Origin of the sequence: Sphingomonas sp. PvP056, assembly GCF_040549155.1 — a bacterium.
Taxonomy (GTDB): Bacteria; Pseudomonadota; Alphaproteobacteria; order Sphingomonadales; family Sphingomonadaceae; genus Sphingomonas.
The window spans coordinates 23,690-46,073 of sequence record NZ_JBEPST010000005.1; the positions used below are offsets into that span (position 1 = coordinate 23,690).

The 22,384-nt window shown below is 63.7% G+C and carries 13 protein-coding genes and 1 riboswitch; of the genes, 6 read left to right on the forward strand and 7 right to left on the reverse strand.

What is annotated here, in order from left to right:
* The first annotated feature begins 107 nt into the window (after positions 1-107).
* Positions 108-347: riboswitch (cobalamin riboswitch) on the forward strand.
* A gap of 206 nt (positions 348-553) precedes the next feature.
* Together ABIC17_RS13130 and ABIC17_RS13135 are read left to right on the forward strand one after the other, a co-directional pair.
* On the forward strand, positions 554-2,686 hold the full coding sequence (locus ABIC17_RS13130) for a TonB-dependent receptor (protein ID WP_354282391.1): 2,133 nt from the start codon (positions 554-556) through the stop codon (positions 2,684-2,686).
* Positions 2,687-2,693: 7 nt separating this feature from the next.
* Positions 2,694-4,130: a PepSY-associated transmembrane domain-containing protein gene (locus ABIC17_RS13135; RefSeq protein WP_354282393.1), complete on the forward strand. Its 1,437-nt coding sequence runs from the start codon at positions 2,694-2,696 to the stop codon at positions 4,128-4,130.
* Between the two features lie 105 nt (positions 4,131-4,235).
* On the opposite strand, the gene ABIC17_RS13140 is transcribed toward ABIC17_RS13135, so the two are convergent.
* The 3 genes from ABIC17_RS13140 to ABIC17_RS13150 all read right to left on the reverse strand — a co-directional run bounded on the left by ABIC17_RS13140 (position 4,236) and on the right by ABIC17_RS13150 (position 6,913).
* Complete coding sequence (locus tag ABIC17_RS13140; protein WP_354282395.1) at positions 4,236-4,532, reverse strand: DUF3325 domain-containing protein; 297 nt, start codon at positions 4,530-4,532, stop codon at positions 4,236-4,238.
* Positions 4,533-4,701: 169 nt separating this feature from the next.
* Positions 4,702-5,850 (reverse strand): TonB-dependent siderophore receptor, encoded by a 1,149-nt coding sequence (locus ABIC17_RS13145; protein WP_354282829.1) that lies wholly within the window; start codon positions 5,848-5,850, stop codon positions 4,702-4,704.
* 100 nt (positions 5,851-5,950) lie between these two features.
* Complete coding sequence (locus tag ABIC17_RS13150; RefSeq protein WP_354282397.1) at positions 5,951-6,913, reverse strand: alpha/beta hydrolase family protein; 963 nt, start codon at positions 6,911-6,913, stop codon at positions 5,951-5,953.
* A 136-nt stretch (positions 6,914-7,049) separates the two neighbouring features.
* On the opposite strand from ABIC17_RS13150, the gene ABIC17_RS13155 reads away from it, so the two are divergent.
* Positions 7,050-7,835: a LytTR family DNA-binding domain-containing protein gene (locus ABIC17_RS13155; RefSeq protein ID WP_354282398.1), complete on the forward strand. Its 786-nt coding sequence runs from the start codon at positions 7,050-7,052 to the stop codon at positions 7,833-7,835.
* Between the two features lie 231 nt (positions 7,836-8,066).
* On the opposite strand, the gene ABIC17_RS13160 is transcribed toward ABIC17_RS13155, so the two are convergent.
* A complete protein-coding gene (locus ABIC17_RS13160; RefSeq protein ID WP_354282400.1) occupies positions 8,067-11,084 on the reverse strand; it encodes a TonB-dependent receptor in 3,018 nt (1,005 codons plus the stop codon).
* Between the two features lie 526 nt (positions 11,085-11,610).
* Here ABIC17_RS13160 and ABIC17_RS13165 point away from each other — a divergent pair.
* The 3 genes from ABIC17_RS13165 to ABIC17_RS13175 all read left to right on the forward strand — a co-directional run bounded on the left by ABIC17_RS13165 (position 11,611) and on the right by ABIC17_RS13175 (position 16,502).
* A complete protein-coding gene (locus tag ABIC17_RS13165; RefSeq protein ID WP_354282402.1) occupies positions 11,611-13,893 on the forward strand; it encodes an alpha-N-acetylglucosaminidase in 2,283 nt (760 codons plus the stop codon).
* Positions 13,890-15,023 carry an acyltransferase family protein gene (locus ABIC17_RS13170; RefSeq protein ID WP_354282404.1) on the forward strand — a complete coding sequence of 378 codons (1,134 nt, stop codon included), beginning with the start codon at positions 13,890-13,892 and terminating at the stop codon, positions 15,021-15,023. The genes ABIC17_RS13165 and ABIC17_RS13170 overlap by 4 nt, the downstream gene beginning before the upstream one ends.
* Positions 15,024-15,122: 99 nt before the next feature.
* Positions 15,123-16,502 carry a family 43 glycosylhydrolase gene (locus ABIC17_RS13175; RefSeq protein WP_354282406.1) on the forward strand — a complete coding sequence of 460 codons (1,380 nt, stop codon included), beginning with the start codon at positions 15,123-15,125 and terminating at the stop codon, positions 16,500-16,502.
* A 206-nt stretch (positions 16,503-16,708) separates the two neighbouring features.
* Here the strand turns inward: ABIC17_RS13175 and ABIC17_RS13180 are convergent, their stop codons facing one another.
* The 3 genes from ABIC17_RS13180 to ABIC17_RS13190 are packed head-to-tail and all read right to left on the reverse strand — an operon-like array spanning position 16,709 to position 22,347.
* On the reverse strand, positions 16,709-18,160 hold the full coding sequence (locus tag ABIC17_RS13180) for an alkaline phosphatase family protein (RefSeq protein ID WP_354282408.1): 1,452 nt from the start codon (positions 18,158-18,160) through the stop codon (positions 16,709-16,711).
* Positions 18,147-19,076, reverse strand: a complete 930-nt coding sequence (locus ABIC17_RS13185) for a Nif11-like leader peptide family natural product precursor (RefSeq protein WP_354282410.1) — start codon at positions 19,074-19,076, stop codon at positions 18,147-18,149. The genes ABIC17_RS13180 and ABIC17_RS13185 overlap by 14 nt, the downstream gene beginning before the upstream one ends.
* Complete coding sequence (locus ABIC17_RS13190; protein ID WP_354282412.1) at positions 19,063-22,347, reverse strand: type 2 lanthipeptide synthetase LanM family protein; 3,285 nt, start codon at positions 22,345-22,347, stop codon at positions 19,063-19,065. Before ABIC17_RS13190 ends, ABIC17_RS13185 begins: the two co-directional genes overlap by 14 nt.
* Positions 22,348-22,384: the final 37 nt, after the last annotated feature.

The following is a 22,384-nucleotide window of genomic DNA, read 5'->3' on the forward strand; positions in this document are numbered from 1 at the left end:
AGGACCACCTACTTCCGTCTGGACCTTTGCAATAGTCGCTTCGAGCGATTGCCGGATGGTCTTCGTCAGGATACACAGTCTCCGCTGACCTGTTCCAAGTGAAGAGGCCGGCATGATCGCGTCGGTGCCCCGAAAGGGGCTTAAAAGGGAACGCGGTGAGGGTGGCTCGCCACCTGAAGCCGAGGCTGTCCCTGCAACTGTAAGCGGCGAGCGCGATGCATTTCGCTTCTTCCTTGTTCGGAAGGAGCAGCCACTGGGCCGGTCGTGATGTCACGCAAGGCCTGGGAAGGCCGTGCATCGTGTGATGACCCGTGAGCCAGGAGACCTGCCGGCGTCTGGTCGCTCTTGCCTGGCCCAGGGGGTGGCCGCGGCACGGTACTCCGTCGAGCGACGACGTGTGCGGTGGGGACCGCACGGGCATGCGTGCCGGTCGCGATGGCGTCCGGCTGGCGCGGATGTCGGCCGTTCGCGGGAGGTCCCTGCCGGGTTCGCTCGACGCCCGGGGGTTACCATATTGCCGTTCCTGTCTTCTCGCCTCGCGTTCGCGGGCGCTTTGCTATCGCCTGTTGTCGCAGCACCGCTCACGGCCCAGTCCGCGCCTGCTTCCGACGCCGAGGACATCCTGGTTGTCGGCCAGCATGCCCAAGTCACGCTAACCACGCCAAATCAGACCGGCAGCCGCCTGCGCCTCACGCCGCTCGAGACCCCCGCGACGATCTCGGTCATCGATGGCGCCACGATCCGCGCGCGGGGCGACATGTCGGTGATCGACGCGACGAGCCGCGCACCGGGCATCAGCAACGCTGGCAATCCCGGCAATGGCGGCACCGCGCTCGCCGCGCGGGGCTTTAGCGGTCAGGGATCCGTGCTCCAACTGATCGACGGCGTACGGCTGTTCCCGGCTGCGGGCACGATCACCTTTCCGACCGATCCGTGGATGGTCGAACGGATCGACATCCTGAGTGGTCCGGCCTCGGTGCTCTACGGCCAGGGCGCGCTTGGCGGCGCGGTGAATGTCCTGATGCGCAAACCCGATACGCAGCGTACGCAAATGGAAGGCGAGATCGGCTATGGCTCGCAAGACAGCTTTCATGTCGCGGCAGGCGCAGGGGGGGCGATCACCAAGCGCCTCTCCTATCGCATCGACGGCAGCTACCGCCGCTCCGACGGCTATGTCGATCGTGGCCAGTCGCGCAGCCATGCCGTGTCGGGGACGCTGCGCTGGGCACCGACCGACACGCTCGTCGTCACCGCGCGAGACGATTATGGCGACCAGAGGCCGATGCGCTATTTCGGGACGCCGCTGATCGACGGACGGCTCGACGACCGCATCCGGGAGCGAAACTACAACACGCGCGACGGCTATATTCGCTACCGCGACAACCGCACCAGCCTGCAGGTCGACTGGACGCCAAGCGATGCGGTCAGCGTCAGCAACCAGGCCTATCGCCTGACCTCCAAACGGTCGTGGCTCAATCTCGAAAGCTATTGCTGGATCGCCGCAGACGGCGTCTGTTCCAACGGCAGCGGCAACACCAGCACTCCCGGCAGCATCCTCCGCACCGACATGACCGGTATCGTCCACGACCAGACGCAGTGGGGCGATCAGGGCAGCGTGACGCTCAGGACGGACGTCGCCGATGGGGTCCGCAACGACTTTGTCGTGGGCTTTGACGTCAACCTCATCAAACTCACCTACTCCCACAATTTCGGGTCCGATCCCCAGATTTCGGAGGTTGATCCCGTGGCGTTCGATCCCGGTCTGATCGTCGACACACAGGGCATCGCACCGCGTTATCGCACACGCACCACCGAATATGCGGTCTTTGCCGAGGACAGACTGAAGCTCGGCACGCACGTCTCGATCGTCGGTGGCGTGCGCTACGAGCGTGACACGATCCGCCGCTGGTCGATCGACTATCCAGGCGGCGCAAGCACTGAGACGTTCGCGCTCGACAAGCGGCTGCGTAACGTGACCTGGCGGGTCGGTAGCGTCTATCAGCCGATCCCGACGGTGTCGCTCTATGCGCAATATGCCACCGGCGTGGACCCGCTGGGGACGCTGACGACCTATTCGACCGGGCAGGTGCAGTTCAGCAACGCGGTCGGCGACCAGGTCGAGGTCGGCGCCAAGGCAGTGTTTCTCGACGGTCGCGGCACCGCCACCCTCGCCACCTACCGCATCGTCAAGAAGCGCTTGCTGGCGCAGCTCACCCCGGCGAGCCCGGTCGAGCAGGTAGGCCAACGATCGGCCAGGGGCATCGAGGCCGCGGTGTCGCTCGATCTGCCTTACGGTGTCGGGATCGATGCAAACGGCAGCGTGCTCGACGCGACGTTCGACGACTTCGTCTCCGGCGGTTCGAGCTTCAACGGCAATACCCCGCCGGACGTGCCCGAGACGCTCGCCAATCTCTGGCTGCGCTGGAACGCGACGCACGCGCTCCAGGCACGCGCCGGGCTGCGCTACGTTGGACGACGCTATTCGGACAACGCCAACAGCTTCCGCGTCCCCAGCTACATCACGGTCGATGCCATGCTCTCCTACGCGGTGACGCCGCACTTGGCGGTCGATATCCACGGCTACAACCTGTTCGACCGGGACTATGCAATCAGCACATACAACAACCAGCAGTGGGTCCTTGGTCGTCCCCGCTCGGTCGACGTGTCGCTTCGTGCCAGCTTTTAACGCCCGGATGCGCCTAGCGCTTGGCAAGACTGCCCGGCGCTGGCTCTACCTCGTTCACCGCTGGATCGGTATCGCCAGCTGCCTGCTCTTCACCATGTGGTTCCTGTCCGGGCTGGTGATGCTCTACGTGCCCTACCCTGCTCTCTCGCAAGCAGAGACGCTGGCTGGGGGCGAGGCGATCGACTGGGCAGCAGTAAACGTGCCGCCCCCGCTAGATGGCGGACGACTACCGCAGGGGCTGTTGCTGGAAATGCGCGACGGCACGCCTGTCTGGCGGGTGACCGGGTGGAACGGAATGCACACCACGGTCGCAGCCAGTCGCGGTACTGTCCTGCGACCGGTCGACGCTCTTTACGCCGGTCGGATCGCCGGTCGTTTTGGAAACGCACCGACGCAGTACGTAGAACGGCTGACCCGCGATCAGTGGACGGTCGCTGGCGGTTTTGATCGGCACCGTCCCCTTTGGAAGGTTGCGCTTGCCGACGCGTCCGGCACGGAGGCCTATGTGTCCTCGACTACGGGTACCGTCGTTCAAGTGACCACGCGTCGCGAGCGGTTCTGGAACTGGCTTGGTTCGGTGCCACACTGGCTTTACCCGACGGTGCTGCGACAGGATCAAACGGCTTGGCGTCAGGTCGTGCTGTGGGTGTCTGGCCCCTGCATCGCCGCGGCGGTCGCGGGGATGTGGATCGGTATCCTGCGGACCCGCATCGGCGTACGCCGCTTCAAAGGCGGACGGATGACGCCTTACAACGGCTGGATGCTTTGGCATCATGTTGCCGGGCTGGTGGGTGGTGTCTTCCTGATCGCCTGGATCTTCAGCGGATGGCTGTCGGTCGATCCCGGCCATCTGTTTCGCGGGACGAAGCCGGACGAGGCGGCGATGCGGATCTATCAGGCTTCCGATCAGATGCCGGGCATGGCATTCGACCGGCTCCGCGTCGCTGGCGCAGGTGCGGTTGAAGCAGAGCTGACTGACCACGCCAGAACCCCGCTCATCGTGTTGTCCTATCATGACGGGCGGAGAATAGTGTTGCGTGCGGCAACACTCGCACCGTCCCGCGCTGCAGAGACAGCCATCGTGACGGCCGCACGCCAAATGGAGAGCTCCGCGCCGCTCCTCTCGGTCGATCGCCTGACGGCGCCCGATACATATTGGTATGCCGTCGCGGAGCTGCCGCGGCTGCCAGTATTGCGGCTACGTTTCGCTGATCCGGCGCAAACCTGGTGCTATGTCGATCCTGCCACCGGGCAAATACTCAAGACCGTCGATGCGCGCCAGCGGGCGTACCGTTGGGCATTCGACCTCCTCCACAAATGGGATCTGAACACGCTGACGTTGCATCGGCCGGCCTGGGATGGGCTGATCTGGCTGTTCTCAATCGTTGGTACGGTGACATCGATAAGCGGCATATGGCTTGGATGGAAACGGCTCAGACGATGACGAGGCGATGACCCACACCCCTACGTTCGTCCCGTGCGACGGACGGGTCTGAACCGCAATTGTTTTTGACCCTCTTGAAGATGCACCATGTCCTGGCTCGCGCACTTACCATCTGACGAAGAAAGACTGTTTCATCCATGCAGGGGCAAAGTTCAGCGACAGAAACGCGGCACCGGCACCGAGCATGACTGCGCCCATCCAACGCACCGGACCGAAGTCCCAGCCACCACCGACGACCGCCGCCAGAAATGCCGCAACAAGCGAACTCCAGCCCGCGACCCGCATGGCCGTACACCGTCGCGCCGACAACACGCCGCTGCATCGACGCCGATGATGAGCCTCCGTAGCAAGGCCGAAGAACAGGAAGCCACATATGCAAATAAAGACTGTGGCGCAGCTCATAGCGTAGGCCTTACTGTATCAACAGACCTTACCGAAGGGGCACGTCGTCCCGGACGCGCGACGAAAGAAGCAGCGTAACCGAACGGCACCGCGGCGAGAACGCGCGGCGCAATATCACCGCGTTGCGCCCAGCGCGCCTGCGCGTGGGAATGCCCCCCTGTCCTGCTCATCACATCTTGTACCGCAAGGTCGCGAACACCGTCCGCGGAGAGCCGTAGTAATTGCCCCGCGCGGTCGAGAAGATGCGGGCATAGTAGGTGCGTTCAAGGACGTTACTAAGGTTGACCGACACCCCTAGCCGTGGCGTCAGGCTATACCCAGCGCGGATGTCCAGGACGGCATAGCTGCCCTGTCGGACCAGCGTCGATACCGTACGTGTCCCGTTCGCCGCGACTGATGACGGCGTGCCGCCTGCGGTTGCGCCGAAGACCGTCAGTCCTCCACCGATGCTTGCCCCGGCGAACCGCCCACTGGTCGGCGCGTAGTTGGTGAAGACCTTGCCCATATGCCGGGGAATAACCGGGACGAGCGAACTGCCCTCCAGCACCGGGTTGATGTCCTCGAGCAATTTGGTGCGGGTGTAGCTGTAGCCACCGTTGATCCGCCAACCCGGCAGGATCTCCCCGCTTGCCTCCACTTCGATCCCGCGCGACCGCGCCTTGCCGAGCTGATAATAGAGCGTGGTATCGACCGGATCGTTGAACAGCCGGTTCTTCTGGGTGATCTGATACGCTGCCGCGGACAGCAACAACCGGTTGTTCATCAGCGACAGCTTGCTGCCGGCCTCATATTGCGCGCCAATCATCGGCTCGATGCCGCCCCCGTCGCCGCGTTGCCGTCCGACGGGTTGCGCTTGCGGTGTAAAGCTGTCGGCGTAGCTGGCGTACAGGTTGAGCTGCCGGGTCAGGTCCCACACGACCCCGGCATACGGGGTGAACCGGTTTTCGATCGTATACCCCGTCCGCAGACCCCGCGTCGGGAGCAGCGTCTGGCTGTCGGTATCGAACCATGTCAGGCGGCCGCCACCGATCAATGTCACGCCTTGAACCGGGCTCAACCGCATCTGCCCGTAGAGCCCATATTGTTCGAGGTTGGTGACGGTCCCGCCATAGACCTGGGTGACGCACTGCGCGGGTGTCTGCACCGGTGCGCATTGGCCGACGGTTCCCTGAACCGGATAGGCCGGGAGCGGTCCATAAGGGTCGAGCGGCGGCTCAGCCGGTGACACCGGATTAAAGACGTCGATCCGCGCGTAATTCGACAGCCGCGTGAAATAGGATGTCCCTGAGCTCGCCTGATAGTCCGCGCCAAGGATCAGCGTCTGCTCCCGATCGGTTCCTCAACGTGGCTTGATCCGGCATTGCCATAACAGGCCGAATGGCCCTGCAATCGCGTGCCATCAGGCACAACCGTCACGATCAACGGCGCAACTTTTCTACGAAAAACCGCACGACGTCTGCATTGAAGTCGGCATGAAAGGCAGTTCGGTCGAAGCCCGGCCCGCTGGCGCATAGTTGGGGCATGGTCGCCGGATCGGCGCATGGGGCCAGAAAGTCAAAGTGCCCTGCGCCCGGCATGGAATGGAACTCCGGCGTCTTCGGCAGCGCTGCACGAACCGCATCAGCGTAGAACGGCGCAGGGAGGATCCCGTCGTCGTCCGCGCGCCAGAGCTGCACGGGGATACGCACGCCCCTTAATCCAGCACGATCGAAGGTGAAACCGATCGCGGGGGCAGCGACGACAATTGCCTTGATCCGCGGGTCGGTCATCGACGGCCAGACACGCGTCAGCGTTCGGGGTTGCGCCTTCAGGAGCGTGCATACGAAAAAGACGGGATGCCGCGCGCAATGATCGGCAAAGCGCGTCATGTCGGGCCTTCCCCCCGCCGCCGCGAGAACCGTGAAGCCACCTGCAGAGAAACCGAAGGCGCCAACGCGATTGGGGTCGATGACGGCGTGGCCCGCCCAGGCCTTCAACATGTACGAGATGGTCGCACTCAGTGCGGGCGGGCGACGCTCGATCCGGGTAGCTCTGCTGTTGTCGCGCCAGTTATCCCCCGGGTGGGTGAGCGCGGCGACGATGAAGCCGGCCTGCGCAAGCGCGACGGCCGTATCGACGTGACCGGCGAAATCCCCCCCGGTGCCGTGCGAGATGACGACCAACGGATGCCTGCCTTTCGGCAGGCGAGCGTCGGGCACCACGTCCTGCGTATAGAGCCCGAGCCGCTGGCGAACCGGTATCCCCGACGTCGGATACCAGACGCCCACCTCGATACCATCTGGCGTCACACGATGCTGAAACCCGGCCGCTACGGATTGGGCTTCGACCGCAGGGGCGACTGCGGCAAGGAACAGGGCAGCGATAGTGAGGCGCAACGACATAAGGGACTCCCGGGTGAAGCATCTGGATGACCCGGCCAACGCGCTTCGCGGAAGCCCGCCATTCGCCAATGGGCGAATGGGTACGCCAGTCGGCAATCGGGTTTCGTCCGCACCCGTAATCGCGGTAGAAGATGGCATGCCCCATCCGCCCAACCTCGTTTCTGCCCGCAACCGCGTGGCGATCCCCGTGGTGCGTTGGGTCAGTCTGGCGATTGTCGCCGGTGCCCTCCTGGCGATCCTCGGACCGTTCGGCAGCTACATGAACGGGGGCCCCGTTGGGCTGCTCGCCTATTGGGTCGGTGCGATGTTGCTCGGGCTCGCCCTCTACGGTGCGGCATATGGGATCGTCGGGGTTTCGACCGTGGTCGGTTCGCGAAGATGGTGGCTTGCGCTGGTCGGGGCGGCGTTGCTCGCCAGCATTCCCGAAGCGGTGGCAACGCGCATGGCAGCGTTCTGGCTGTGGCCCGAGCTGGCGGGGCTCAACCTGTCGTTCCCGTTGTGGTTCGCGCAGACGGCAACAATCGGCGTGATCGTGATGGCGGCTGTCGGCTTTGTCCTGCATCGTCCTGCTGCGATGTCGCATACTGCTGCTGGGTTGCCGCTCTTGCTGGATCCAGTGGCAACCCCATTGGCGGGAGAGGTTCTGGCATTGCAAATGGAGGACCACTACGTTCGCGTGCATCGCCCCGGCGGCTCCGAGTTGATCCTCATGCCGCTCAACCGCGCGATCGAAGCGGTAAAGGCAGAGGGGCTGCGCACACACCGCTCCTGGTGGGTGGCGACCCATGCCGTCACGGCCGTCGAAGGGAATGCTCGATCCTTGCGGTTGCGGTTGACCAATGGCGTCGTCGCACCCGTTGCCCGATCCGCTGTCACGCACCTGCGGACGGCCGGGTGGATCAACGATTCACTGGGACGATAACAATTTCGCCGAGTTCGGTCTGCCGATGCGAGCGTAGAAGCGATGCGCTTGTCGACAATTGCGGAAAGCATTGCGCCGGGCTGGTGGATCACATCGTGCGACACCGCCCTTTGGCATCATAGCCAGCGGTAACGCATGCGTTACACAAAAAGGCCGGCCGGACCTCTCGGACCGACCGGCAACAGGGTAGAGGCTAGCGCGAAAGTCGGAAGCGCCCGGTCCTCCTCGCGATCAGAAGGTGGCGCGCACCGTTGCGGTGTAGGTCCGCCCGTCATAGTCGAACCGGCGCGGTAAGCTCTGTTGGTTCTCATATTCGTAGCGGTTGGCGTTGGTCAGGTTGAATGCGTCCACCGACAGCGAAAACCGGTCCGTCAGGTTGTACGACGCCGACATGTCGACCTGACCGCGTGAGCGCACCTTGCGTGCGGCACCGGTAAAGGTACCCGCCGACGCCAGATCGTAGCTGCTGCGCCAGTTGTAGACGGTGCGGATACCGAAGCGGGGCGTCTCGTAATAGCCGATGACGTTGACGTTGTGCTTGGATACGCCGGGCAGCGTCGCGTCAGCGCCCGAATTCGTGGTGCCGCTGATCGTGGTGTAGGCATAGTTCGCGCCGCCGCCCAGATTGCGCAGGATGCCCGGCAGGAAGTCGAACGATTGCTGCACGTTCGCCTCGACGCCGCGAACGGTGATCGGATTGTCGCGATTGACGAAGCCGGATGCCGCAACGAGGTAAGGCTGAGTGACGCCGCCGGCGGTAAAGGTCAGGCTGCTTTCGCAACGATCCCCGTTGATCGTCAACGTACCCAGGCCGTATGGCGAGCCGTCCGACGGGCAAAGCTGTCGCGGATCGGTGATTGTCGCGATCAGACCCGTGATCCGCTTCTGAAACGCCGCAATCGATACCAGGCTGTTCGGACGGTTGTACCATTCGGCGGAGATATCGAACGACGTCGAATCATACGGCTTCAAACTGGAATTGCCCAACGTCAGCGTATAGACGCCGTTGTTCGGCGCGCTGACCACCGTGGTCGGATAGAATTGGCGCGGCTGCGGCCGGACATACGTCCGGTAGAATGCACCGCGAACGATCAGCTTGTCGGTGATGTCGGCGACCGCGATGAACGACGGCAGCCATTTGTCGTACTTGTTCTCGTTGATGAGCGTCCGGAAATCGCTTGGCGTGCCGATCACGCCGGTCAGTGTCACGCGGTTCAGCGTCTCGATCTTGTTGTCAGTATGCTCGAAGCGCAGGCCACCGTTGCCCCGGATGGTGACGCCGCCCAGTTGGAACTCATACTTCACCTGTCCGTAGCCAATCGCCAGGTTGTTCTGGTTGGTGAAGTTGTACAGCTGATAACTGTTGTCGGAATAGAAGATGTTGTAGCCCGTCGGCGACAATCCTCCCCCCGGATAGGTCTGCACCGGCCGCAAGGCGGGCAGGATCGCATCGAGGTCGATGGACTGCCAGTTCTGCGTCGGGCTGCCGCCGTTGCCACTGAAGAAATCGCCCGCGACCGGATTCTGGGTCAGCATCGCGCTCGTGATGTTCTGCACCGGCAGGCCAAAGGCCATGATGCGATAACCGCGCGACGTGAACTTGTTATGCTCGAAGCGGGCACCGACCTGGAGACCGGTAATCAAGCCCTCCAACTTGCGCTCGACGTCGAACTGGCCGGCGAAGAGGTCGTTGAAGGCGTAGGATTGCGACCCCTGGAAGTTGAACCGGTTGGTGCTGGTCGCCAGCGTCGCCCCGTCCAGATAGGCTTGTGGCAGGCCTTGAGACGCGCCGCCCCAAGTGCCGTTCGGTATGCCGGAGAAGCTGACCGCCGGGGTGGGAGCAAGCGCGAAGGAGAAATCGTCCAGATTGCCCGCGCCGGTATGCAGCGTGCCGTTGACACCGTTGCCCGCAGCGGTCTGCAGCGTTTCCGCATCCAGGCCGATTTCGACCGAGTTGTTGGACGCCTTGGAGAACGTGCCAACCGCGTTCAGCCGCCAGTCGTCGTTTTTCCATTCGCCGTTCGCGTTGACGCCCCACGCCTTCTGATGCTGCGCATTGTCGCGCGAGGACGACACCACGTCGGCATTGGAATAATCATAGTCGTTCAGGACGTAGCGACCGTCCCCTTGCAACACCGGCGCGCTGAGCGCCTTGATCGCGCTGGCGGCGGTCTGCGACATGATGAGCAGATATTGCCGCGTCTTGGGCAAGTTGCGATCAGTGTAGAAGCCGGTGACACCGATCTTCGCCTTGTCCGACAGGCGATACTCCGCGCCGGCAGCGCCGCTGTACAGGTTACCTTCGTTCAGGCGGCTATACTGGCGAAGCTGCGAATTGTAGAGCACGCCAGCGGTGGAGGTCGCCCCCGTGCACGACGGACAGGCCGCAGAAGTCGGGTAGTAGGCACTAAGGGTCGCGGCATTGGCCTGCGCCTGTGCGGGCGTCGCGGTCAGATAACTGTTGAACAGCAGCGAATCACGGCGGAAGTTTTCTCGCTTGTACGCGAACACGCCGAACACGGCGAAGTCGTCGCTAAAGTGATGGTTGTAGCTTGCCGTGGCGGCGGGCGACTTCTTGTTGCCCAGCTCGTTATACTCATAGGCGAACTTGAGCGATCCGCCGTCCTTGCGGCCCAGCGCGGGTGCGATCTGAAGATCGACGTTGCCGCTCAGGCCGCCCGACTGGGCATTGGCGAGTGGGCTCTTGTCGATGACGATGCCGCTGAAGATATCCGAGTTGAACGCGCCGAGCGGGGCGGCATCGCTCAGGATCGGTTCTGCGAAGGCAACGCCGTTGACGGTCAGCCGCGCATATTCGCCCGGCAAGCCGCGCAGGTTAATCGTCGCGTTCCGCCCTTCCGCCTCGCGATTGATCTGGACGCCGGGAACACGCTGCAGCGCCTCGCCCACGTTCAGGTCGGGGAAGCGGCCCAGTCCATCGGAGGAGATGCCGTCGGTAATCCCGACCTGCGATCGCTTCGACGCGATCGCGTTGGCGTAGCTTTGCCGGAAGCCGGTTACAACGATGTCGCCATCGGTAGCGGACGCAGTATCCTGCGGCACGCCGGGCTCAGCCGCGGTCGACTGGTCGGGATTGGCGGGGGTTGCGACGGTTGGGGTCGGCGTGTCCAGCTGCGACGGTGCCGGCGTGGGCGCGGTCTGGGCAAAGGCCGGAACACCGGCCAGCATTGTCGCCCCCAGCAACGCCGTAATACGCATACGGCTCGACACGTTGGATACGCCCATCATGATAATCCCCCCTTGTTGCGGCCAGACCGATCACGGGGAGAAATATCCCTCCCGAGACGGACCGATCCGGCTTTTTTCTTAAATAAGGGGATTTCACATATCTGACCAACATGTCAACCATGCACCATGGATTGGTCAGTCAAATTGGTGATTTGGCCATTTTGTCGGCAGACAGTAGCTGTTACCGAGTTTGAAGAAACTGCGCCAAAGGACCAGCCTTGCGCGATCATTTACGGTGTGGGAATGAAGCGATTGGTACCGGACGAACAGCACAATGATCCTCGGTCGTAGTCGTCGACTCCGGCGGCGCGTAGCTCGCGATCAGGTGGCGTCCGACGGCCACAGCACCGGCAATCGATTGCCCGCCGAGCGCGCGTTGGCCATCGGCAGAAGGTCAGTCACTCTGAGGTTTGGAAAACCACGGCAGCCATCTCACAACTGGCCAGCTGCACGGGGCGGACGTACTGTTTGTCCGCCACCCCCCGATTCAGGCCCAACGGTCCTCAAGAGCAGTGATTACACCTCGATGAAGAGATCTTTGTATCTCCCGCTTCTGACGAGCCTTGTCCTGCTGGTGATGGTCGATGCCGCCCCGGCGCAGACCCGTGATACGATCGCGGCACGTGATGCGCTCGGGCGGCTCGGCATCCCCGCCGCTCGGGTGACGCTGGCGGTCAAACCCGCGACCAAACCCTATTATCGCGTGCGCGTCGCGCGCGGGGGGCACATGCTGGTGGAGGGATCCTCGTCCGTCGCGCTGGTACACGGCGCAACGCAATATCTGCAGCGGCAAGGCCGCTTGTCGCTTAGTTGGGAGGGGCGCCGGGTCGCGCCGATCGGCACCTTGCCGAACGACGACACCGGTCCGGTGGAATCCGCCTTCACGCTGCGGACGTATCTCAACACGTGCACCTTCGGTTACACCACGCCGTGGTGGAATTGGGATCGCTGGAGCAGCGAGATCGACTGGATGGCGGCGCGCGGAATCGACACGCCGCTCGCGATGGAGGGGCAGGACTATGTCTGGCGCGCGCTGTGGCGCGATCAGGGCCTCGACGACGCGACCATTGCCGCCGGATTGTCCGCCGCACCGTTCTTGCCGTGGCAGCGGATGGGCAACATCGCGGGCTATCGCGCACCTTTGTCCGCCGGCTGGATCGAAAAGAAGCATCAGTTGCAGCGGCAGATCCTGGGGCGGATGCACGCCTTGGGGATGAAGCCGATCCTTCCGGCCTTCTCCGGCTATGTCCCGAAGGCATTCGCCGACCGTCATCCGCAGGCGCGCATCTACCGGATGCGGGCGTGGGAAGGGTTCGCCCCGACCTATTGGCTCGACCCGTCCGATCCGCTGTTCGCGACGCTCGCGAAGCGCTTCACGCAACTCTACACGCAGACGTACGGGCCCGGCGACTATTACCTCGCCGATGCCTTCAACGAGATGGTCCCGCCGATCGCCGAGGACGGCAGCGACGCCCGGTCTGCGCAATATGGCGACAGCATCGCCAATTCCGCCGCCACACGGGCCGCCGCCCTGCCCGCCGCAGTGCGCGACGCGCGGCTTGCGGCCTATGGCGAAAAGCTGTTCCAGTCGGTGACCGCCGCCGCCCCGAACGCGACCTGGGTGATGCAAGGCTGGCTTTTCGGCGCGGACAAGACCTTCTGGACGCCCGAGGCGATCCGCGCGTTCCTCAGCCGTGTCCCGAACGAACGCATGCTCGTGCTCGACATCGGCAACGATCGCTATCCCGGTATCTGGAAGTCGACCGAAGCGTTCAACGGCAAGAATTGGGTGTACGGTTACGTCCACAATTACGGTGGCAGCAATCCCGTCTATGGCGATCTCGGCTTCTACCGGGACGATCTCTCGGCGTTGGCACAAAGCCCGGGACGCGGCAATCTGACGGGGTTCGGACTGTTCCCCGAGGGGCTGCACAGCAACTCCGTAGCCTATACCTACGCCTATGATCTTGCATGGGGGGAGCAACCGCGCCGTCCGGTTGCCGACTGGATCGCCGAATATGCCCGGGCGCGATACGGTGCGGCGCCCACCGGGATCGTAACAGCATGGGAGAAGGTGATCGCGGGCGCATACACCACCCGCTATTGGACGCCGCGCTGGTGGGAGACGAAGGCGGGCGCGTATCTCTTCTTCAAGCGCCCCACGCCGTCGGGTGCCGACTATCCGGCCGCGCCGGGCGATGCGACGGCCTTGCGCGCGGGGATCGCCGGCCTGCTCGCCAACGCCCCCCGCCAGCCTGCGCCGCTGCTGGTGTATGACGTGATCGATTTCTCGCGCCATTATGCCAGCCTCCGGCTCGACGTGCGGCTGCGCGCAGCGGTTGCGGCCTATGCCGCCGGCGACGTGGCCAAAGGCGACGCGGACGCCGCCGCCGCCGCCCGGCTTGCTCGCGGCATCGATGCGCTGATCGGCAACCAGCAGGAAACGCTCGGCAGCTGGATTGCCGATGCCCGCGCCTATGGCGACACGCCTTCCGAAAAGGACGATTTCGAGCAGCAGGCCAAGGCGATCGTAACGGTCTGGGGCGGCGAGGGCAATTTGTCCGATTATGGTTCGCGCGCGTGGCAAGGCCTGTATGCCGGCTATTACCTGCCGCGCTGGCAGATCTTTCTCGCGGCGCAGCGCAAGGCAGCGCAAGCCCATACCCCGCTTGACCAAGCGGCGACGCTGGCAGCGATCAGGGCGTGGGAGCAGTCGTGGCTCAAGGATGGCCGCACCTGGCCGCGTCAGCGGCCGGCCGCACCGCTCGTCGCAGTCCGCGCGCTGCTGGCGGAAGCAGACCGGACATGACCACCACGATCGACACCCCCCGCCCCCGCCGCTTTACCGCGCTGGATGTGTTCCGCGGGATCACCGTCTTCCTGATGATCCTGGTGAATACCGCCGGGCCGGGCGCACCTGCTTATCCGCAGCTGGTACACGCCAAGTGGATCGGCTTCACGCTCGCCGACGCGATCTTCCCTAGCTTCCTGTTCGCCATGGGCAACGCGATGAGCTTCGCGATGCGCAACCCGCTGCCCGCGCGCCCCTATCTCGCGCGCTTGCTGCGTCGGGGCAGCATTATCTTCGTACTCGGCTTCCTGATGTACTGGTTTCCCTTCGTAGCGGAAGGCGATGACGGATGGGCACCGATCCCGTTCGCGCTGACGCGCGTGCCGGGCGTGCTGCAACGGATCGCCTTATGCTATGTCGCGGCGGGCCTTCTCGTGCGCTGGCTGAGCGTACGGCAGATTCTGATGGCGTGCGCTGCGCTGCTGCTGGGCTATTGGGCGATGTTGCTGGTCCTGTCCGCACCGGGCATGGCCTATGACAAGTTCGGTACGATCGGCACGCAACTCGATCTGTGGCTGCTGGGTCCCGGACATCTCTACAAGAAGGATGGTGGCTTCGATCCGGAGGGGTTGCTCGGCACGCTTCCGGCGATCGTCAACGTGCTGGCCGGCTATCTGGCCGGGCGCGCCGTGCAGCGGGGTATCGATCTGTCTCGGACGGTGTGGCTGATGGCGGTCATCGGCGCCGCGCTGATCGTCGCCGGTCTCGCGTGGTCGCCGTGGTTCCCGATCGCGAAGAAGCTGTGGACCGGCTCCTATGTCTTGCTGACGACGGGGATCGATTGCATCGCGCTCGCCGGCGTTATCGCACTGGTGGAGATTGCCGGCATTCGTCGGGGTACGCGCTTCTTCCTCATCCTGGGGCGCAATCCGCTGGCGATCTATCTCTTTTCCGAACTGTTCATAACCGCGATCAATCTGATACCCGCGGGTGGAGACCACGGCCTGTACGGATGGGTCGGGATCGAAATCTTCCAGCGGGTCGCGCCGGGTGCGTTGGGGTCACTGCTCTGCGCGTTCGCTTACACCATGGTGTGTTGGGCGGTCGGCTGGTGGATGGATCGCAAGGGCCTCGTCCTGAAGGCATAATGATAACAAGGAGATGCGCCATGTTCGCAAGTTGCAAGAGAGCGATCGGGGTGGCGCTGCCGTCGACCTGCACGTCGTTGACCGGAAGGGACCGGACCGATGCGTAGAGCAACCGCTGCATCGTTGATCGCTGCGCTTTCGATCACCGCCATGGTATCGGCCTCGGCGGCCAAACCCCCGGCACCGTCCCGCTGGGATGCGCCGGGTGCGCGCAATCCGTTGCTGCCCGGCTATTTCGCCGATCCGTCGATCGTCCGGGACAAGGGCCGCTGGTACATCTTCGCGACGATCGATCCGTGGGGCGACGACCGCCTCGGGCTGTGGACATCGGACGACTTCCGCAATTGGACATTCTCGACACCCGCCTGGCCGACCAAGGCCGCCGCGACCAGCAAGACGTCGGGGGATTCCAAGGTCTGGGCGCCATCGGTGGTCAAGGCGGCGAATGGGCGATGGTACATGTACGTCTCGGTCGGCAGCGAGATCTGGGTCGGCAGCGCCCCCTCCCCGGCGGGTCCGTGGGCGGACGCGAACGACGGCAAGCCGCTGATCCCCGGTGACTTCCGCCCCGGCTACCACATGATCGACGCCGAGGCGTTCATCGACGACGACGGCCAGGCTTACCTGTTCTGGGGATCGGGGCTCAACTGGGTCAACGGGCGGTGCTTCGTCGCGCGCCTCGACAAGACGATGGCCAAGCTTGACGGTGCGCCGAAGGATTGCACGCCAGCGCATTATTTCGAGGCGCCATTCATGGTCAAATCGGGTGGATCGTATCTGCTGACCTACAGTTGGGGCAACACGACGCGCGACACCTATCAGGTGCGATACGCGGTCGGAAAGTCGCCGATGGGACCGTTCACCGAAGCGCCCAACAGTCCGATCCTCGAAACACACGCCGACCGGCAGATCATCAGCCCCGGGCACCACGCCATCTTCCGTTATGGAAATCGACCGTACATTCTCTACCACCGGAATGGCCTGCCCTTTCCCCCCGCCGACAAAACCGTCTTGCGACAGGTTGCGGTCGACGCCCTGACGATCGACGGCGACCGGATCGCGCGCGTGACTCCGACCCATGGCGGCGCCGATCTGCCGGGCCAGGCGGCGCATCGGGCAACCGGCTTGCCGTGGCGCGCAAGCGCGTCGAGCGCCAAAGATGCAGAACACGGCCCTCAGCGGGCGGGTGACGACAATTACGCCACCGCGTGGGTCGCACGCGAGGACGATGCCGCCCCGTGGCTGCAGGCGGATCTCGGAAGGGTCCGGCAGATCCAGGGCAGCAGCGTGCGGCCGTTCTCTCCCGGACGGGCGGTCGATATCAGCGTTGCCACGTCAACGGACGGACGCCGTTGGACGAGGATCGTAGCATCCACTCCAAAACAGGGATCGCCGATCGTCATGCGTCACGTCGCCAAGGCGCGTTATCTGCGTCTTTACGCGAAACAATCGGCGGTGATCGAGTGGACGATCAAGTGATATCCGCGCTCGCGTCGCTGACCCTGTGTGAATGGCAACCGGTCGAGCGCAGTCCTGAGCGCGCCCAGCACGCGATAATGATGTTCGGATGTAACGACGATGATGACGGCATCTTCTTACCGCCTCATCGCAAAAAGCTCTGGTAGCTTGTATTCATACGAAGATATACCGCCGCCGCAGGGTCACACGGCGGCGGTTCCTTTCCGTCAAGGCCGAACGAAGTCTTTGCTTCTGGCGAGCCTCAGCTTGGGTTCTGCTTCCATGAAATAATGCGCGGCATCGCCCTTGGTGCGGATCGCCTGCACCCGCGCCAGCAGCTCCTTTCGCTGACTTTCCGGAAGCAACGCCGCATGCTGCACCATAGCCGAATGCAGGAACCCGGGCAGATTCCCCGCGTCTACTGTCGAATTGGCCGGCGGCGGCGCGACATAGCGAAGGCCGGATTTGGGCGTCGGTGCGGGGTCGGGCAGGACCGTCGGCGTGTCGGTACGCGGCGTGGAAAGCGAGAGCAGCGACAGGAGGTTGTTTGCGGTCTTGTCGCGCTTGGTAAGCGCCTTGATACCGAACAACGGCTCAATCGTGGCAAGTACGGAGCTATGGTCGTACACTTGGCTGTTGACGGTGCCCTTGGGGATAAGCGGCGACACGATCACCGCTGGTACCCGCACACCATATTGTTTGAAATCAAAGCCATATTCATTGTATTTCTTGGGCGAGCCGTCGTCTGGTGCCGGCGCCGGCCCTGGGGCCACGTGATCGAAAAACCCGCCATGCTCATCGTACGTGACAATCAGCAGGCTGGTGTTCCAGTGCGGTGAATTGCGGATCGCCTCATAGGTCTGCTTGATCAGCAGTTCCCCACCCGAGACGGTATCCAGCGGATGCTGGGACGTGCCCCCCTGGAAAGTGACGATATTGCCATAGTCCGGCTCGATGAAGGTGAAGCCACCGGGATAGCTGCTGCTCGCAACGTCGCTCGCAAAATCGGCGTACCAGTCGATACTCCACGGGAAAATGCCCTTCAATCCGCCGAAGATCGTCAGGCTGCCATCGGCGTACAGGCGCCAGCGATTACTGCCGAGCTTGTCGAAGATCGTTCCGTTTGGGAAGGAAAAGCCGCTGACCGTTTCCCAGGTGATGATGTCCGAAGCGGAGGGGCTGTGATCCAGTCCGCCCGACGATGCCGCGGCGACGAAGAACCGGTTGGGCCAGGTCGGCCCGGGCATCGACGAGAACCAATGGTCGCACACCGCAAATTCGGCCGCGAGGGTATTGAGAACAGGCAAGGCGCTGGCCGGGAATCCCTGCATGATCTGCCCTAGATCCGCCGTGGGCGCATTACCCTCCCCCGAACTCGGCGACGAGGCATAATCGGCCACAAATCCGCTCATATTAATCGCCGGATAAGGACCTCCTGAGGGATACGAGGCGCCATTGCCTGCGAGCTGGACAACGACATCCGGAAATTCATGCCCCGGATCGACCGCCATCACGGCGGGGGCTTGATTGCCAAACGGGTAGTTGACGCCCTTGTAGCTGTTAGAGGTGCCTGCGGGTGGAACCGCAATTCCTGGGAGACCCGACGCCCCGAGCATATGGTCAAAGGACCGGTTTTCCAGCATCAGGACGAACACATGTGTGATGTTAGGCAACGTCATTGATGGTCTCCCCTGTGGTTAACTTACCTAAACTTGCGACAAACGGCCTCGGCGTTGGTACGCCTGCACGCGGAGCGGCGAGCTGCCGTTGCCAGTCCGACGGAATGGAGAAGCCGAAGCTCCAGCGATGCGCGCGCGCTAGGTTAGCAACACAGTGCCAGAACACCCCGCTACCGGCGCCTTCGATGCGGAAGAAGCGGGCGATAGGCTGATCCTCCCGCAGCGTGACGATCTCGCCGGTGTCGGGCCGCCGATAGCGGAAGAACTGGTCCCCGCCGCTGTCGATACGGCTGCCGGGATCGATCAGGTACAGGCGCCAGCCAGGCTGGTTCTCGTTGGTATGCCACGCCTGCCAACCGCCCGGCGGGTAGAGGAAGCTGCCGGAAAACCGAACGGTATCGCCCAGCCAACTGCGCAAGAGTTGCAGCAGTTCCAGCTTCGCTTCGAAATAGCGGGCATAGCCGGGTCGGCCTGGATCGGCATCCAGATCGAAGATGGACGCAGTGCGCACCGGCCCGGCGGCTGCATCGGGGTCCGAGAACGGGTCTGCCAGCTTATGTCGGATCGCGGGCCATTGCTCGGGTGCACTCCCCCCGCCCTCGGGCAGCGGCATCGCCGCCTGCAGCGCGCAGACCGCAGCGAGCACGGCATCCCCATTCGGCAGCGCGCCCATCGGCAGTTCGACGGGATCGACCGCAGCGTCGGACTGCCCCGGTTCGATCGGGACCCCCAATGCGGCGGGGGCATGTTGCATTCCGGCGCAGGCGGCGAAAAACTCGCTGGCGGAAAACGCGTGGCCTAGCGATCGTGCCAGATGCACGATTTCCTGGGGTGCCGTTATCGCCCCCAGTTTCAACGCCAGGACAGGTGATGCCTCCACCGCGCGCAGGAAAGCCATGCAGTCACGCTGCGACATAGAGTTCTTCCTTCTCCCAGGGAACAGGATCGTCAGCGGCCTGTATCATTGGCGGATCGAGCAGCAGCGGCGACGGAATGGAAGAAGGACGGCCGAGCCGCAGCAGGTACATCCCGATCCCCGACAGCCCGACCATCAGCCCGGGCGACACATCGATACCGCTTGCTCCTGACAGCCATGCCTTGGAGTGTTCAAACTCCTGCCACATCGAGCGGGCCTGGATCTTTACTTCCATCTGGAGCGCAGGATCGTCGCGCATCAGTGCCGTGCGCAGCAGCAACTCGGCATTGCCGGCGCGGCCGTGGCAGAGCGAATCGTTGCCGAGGCGGTGATAATTCCGGATCGTGGCGCTGAGGGCAGTGAGCGCTTCCTGCAGCATCGCGGAATCGCACCGCCCCAACCGATCCCAACAATCGATACGACTGAGCCCTATGCCTGCCGCACCATTGCACCAGGCATTGGCATAGCGGGGCACACCTGCAACCGACAGGGCGGTCTGTCGCAGGTCCGGCCAATCTCCCTGCTGCGCGTCGAAATGGCGCATCTCATAGCGAAACGCCTGACGCCCCGCTTCCCCGTAGCGTGGATCGCCGGTGGCTTCGCCCAGCTGGATCAACGCCCACCCAATGCCTGCCGCACCATGGGCGAAGCCTGTCAGATGGTCTCGCGCGCCATCGTCTTCCTTTGGCGGCCAGCTGAGCGCGCCGTCCCGGTCAACGGCATGCCGCAGCAGGTGATTGCCGCAGGCCCTTGCGCAGGCAAGCGGCGCACCCGGTCGAACGGCCTCGAGTGCGAGAAGCGCGGGAAGCGCCCCTGCAGCGCCGAACAGAATGTCGAAAGTGCGGTCGGTGCCGATCAACTGCTCAATCTTCCCAACGATCGCTTCGGCTTCGTCGAGCAGGCTGTCGTCCCTCCACAAGGCGTGGAGGTGGACGAGCAGATAGAGCGTACCGCCCAACCCGTAAAAACCGCCGATCCTCGTGCGATCCTGCTGTCGACGGCAATGGGCAAGCGCCAGTTCGGCAGTTTCACGGAACCGGTCGTCAGGCCTTAGTCGATCGATATAGGCGAGGAACAATGCGATACCCGCGCTGCCGTCATACAGGTCCGGGCCGATCGGCATCCGGTACTTGCCTGCCGCGTTGAAACCGAAACCATGCCAGGGCGCATCAGCGTTGGCCGCATCCGCCGTTGTGCAGATCCGATCGGCCAACTGCTGCGCATAGTCGATGGCGCTTTCGGCGAATGCCGAACGCTCCTCGAAGGCGGCGTCCAGGCTCGCCTGGATGTACCGTATCTGCCGGTCGAGATGATCCTCGTCGAGGCTGGCGATCCGGTGCCGTGCCCACTCTAGCGGACTGCACGAAAAGCAGGCGACCCCGGCGGGACAGGTGTCGAGATCCGGCGCGGCAAGATCCCTCCCCTGCGCAGGCAGCAGGAAATACGGTACGTCGCGGCGCCACAGCGCGGCCCGTTCGACGTGGCCGATCCGGCGGGATTCATCCCAGCGGCGGGGGTGTTCCTCGAACGTTGCGAAGACGAGGTCGACTTCCAGCGGGTCCATCAGACATTTTGGATGGTCGATCGAATGGAGCGCGCTGGCATATATCTGGGTTGCGCGGTTGATGAACCGGACACCCAGATCGCCGAGCAGCGCATCGATCACGTCGCCCCCCCGCGCGGGCGCTTCCGCGAACCAGCGATAGGCCGCCGTGAACCCTTGCACGATCGCCGCGACATGATCGCCCGGCTGGACCAGCACGTTTCCCAGAAAGACGCGGTTGTGCGCCTCTACGGTCACGAAGGGCTGGTCGACCTCGCCGACGCCGATCTGTAGTGAGCCGCGACGCGCGTTCACACACGGAACTTTGTGCGGAAAGTGGAAGGACTCGCCACCACCATAGCCGCTGACACGCATCGCGGTACCGGCTTCGCCAGGTCGCAGCGGCCAGTCGAGCAGACCGGTGCGGAATACCGAGTCCGCTAGCGTTCGCTCCCCCGCATCCCGGCCGAAAACGGGAACGCCGAGCATCGTTTCGAGGTCGATGATGAAGGCATTGCCGCCCGCGACATGGATGTTCTCGCAGTGCAGGTCGGTGCCACCGAGAACGTAGAAGATCGCGAGATAGGCGCCAAGCTGGCGGTAGATGCGGTCGACCACCTGGAGGGTGTCGACGTGATTATCCCCGCTAGGCAGGTATTCCACCCAGCCGTAACCCGGCCGCGCAACCACCGCGTAGGTCGCGAAACTGCCTGCCCCGTCAGTCGCCATCGCATCGAGCAGCTGGTGGAAGCGGTTCTCCGCTTCGACGCTGCGCGGCTTGTAGACCAGTCGCCGCAAGCCCTGCGCAGTCGTGAACGTCAGGATCGCGACCGTGCGACCGCGCAGGTGCGGATCGGATTTTCCCAGGATGCAATCGGTCAGGGACAATGGCTCGTCGGTAGACAGAAGTCGGGTGGCGACTTCCGTGGCATCGGCCTTCAGCCGCTCGATCAACTCGATGGCACCTGCGATGATACCCGCTGATAGCTGCGCGAGATGCCGCGCGAGTACCGGGAAGCGCAGAAAGAATTGATGATAGGCGGCCGCATCGGCGAAGCGGGCATGCAGATAGGCCGCGCATTCCACGACGCCGGCGTCCACGGTCGCTATGCCCGTCTTGCTGCAAAATACCTTGATGTCGGTTTCGAGTGCCCAGGTAAGCGCGACGTCCATCCGTTGGAGCAGTTGCTCGACACATTGGCGCACGATCTGCGCATCCACCCGTACCCGGCCGTCGCGCGCGTCCACGAGTGGCGCGAGCCTTGCCGCGATCAGCGCCAGGAAGGGTTGGGCGACACAGTTGGCCAGCGGTTGTCCGGCCTCGGCAAGCGTGGTGGCTGCAGCCGCATCCAGCGGAATTACCAGCGCAAGCGCTTCCCGGTACGTTGGCACCCATTCGGCGTGCAGCGCGAGCAGGTCTGCCCTGGCCCTTGGGCACCGGACGATTGCGGGCCGGGCACGCTGAAAGCGCTCCAGCACTTGGCCGACCCGGTCGGTCAAGGCCGCAACAGGCGTTCCGTCATCCTGAAGGGCCGCGAAATAGGCGGCGCTCAGCTTGGCTGTCATCTTGTCGATGCGCCAGCGTTCCACCGCGGATACGGGAACGGCACAATCTTCGGCATCTTCGGCATCGCGCTTGGCAAAACCAAGGATCTGGCTGCGTTCGTCGAAGTTGCTGGCGGCTAACGCAAGCTCAACCAGCTGCGCCTCCGATATCGGGTGCGTCATAGCTGCTCACCCCTGAAAATTCCGGCTCGGATGTGGA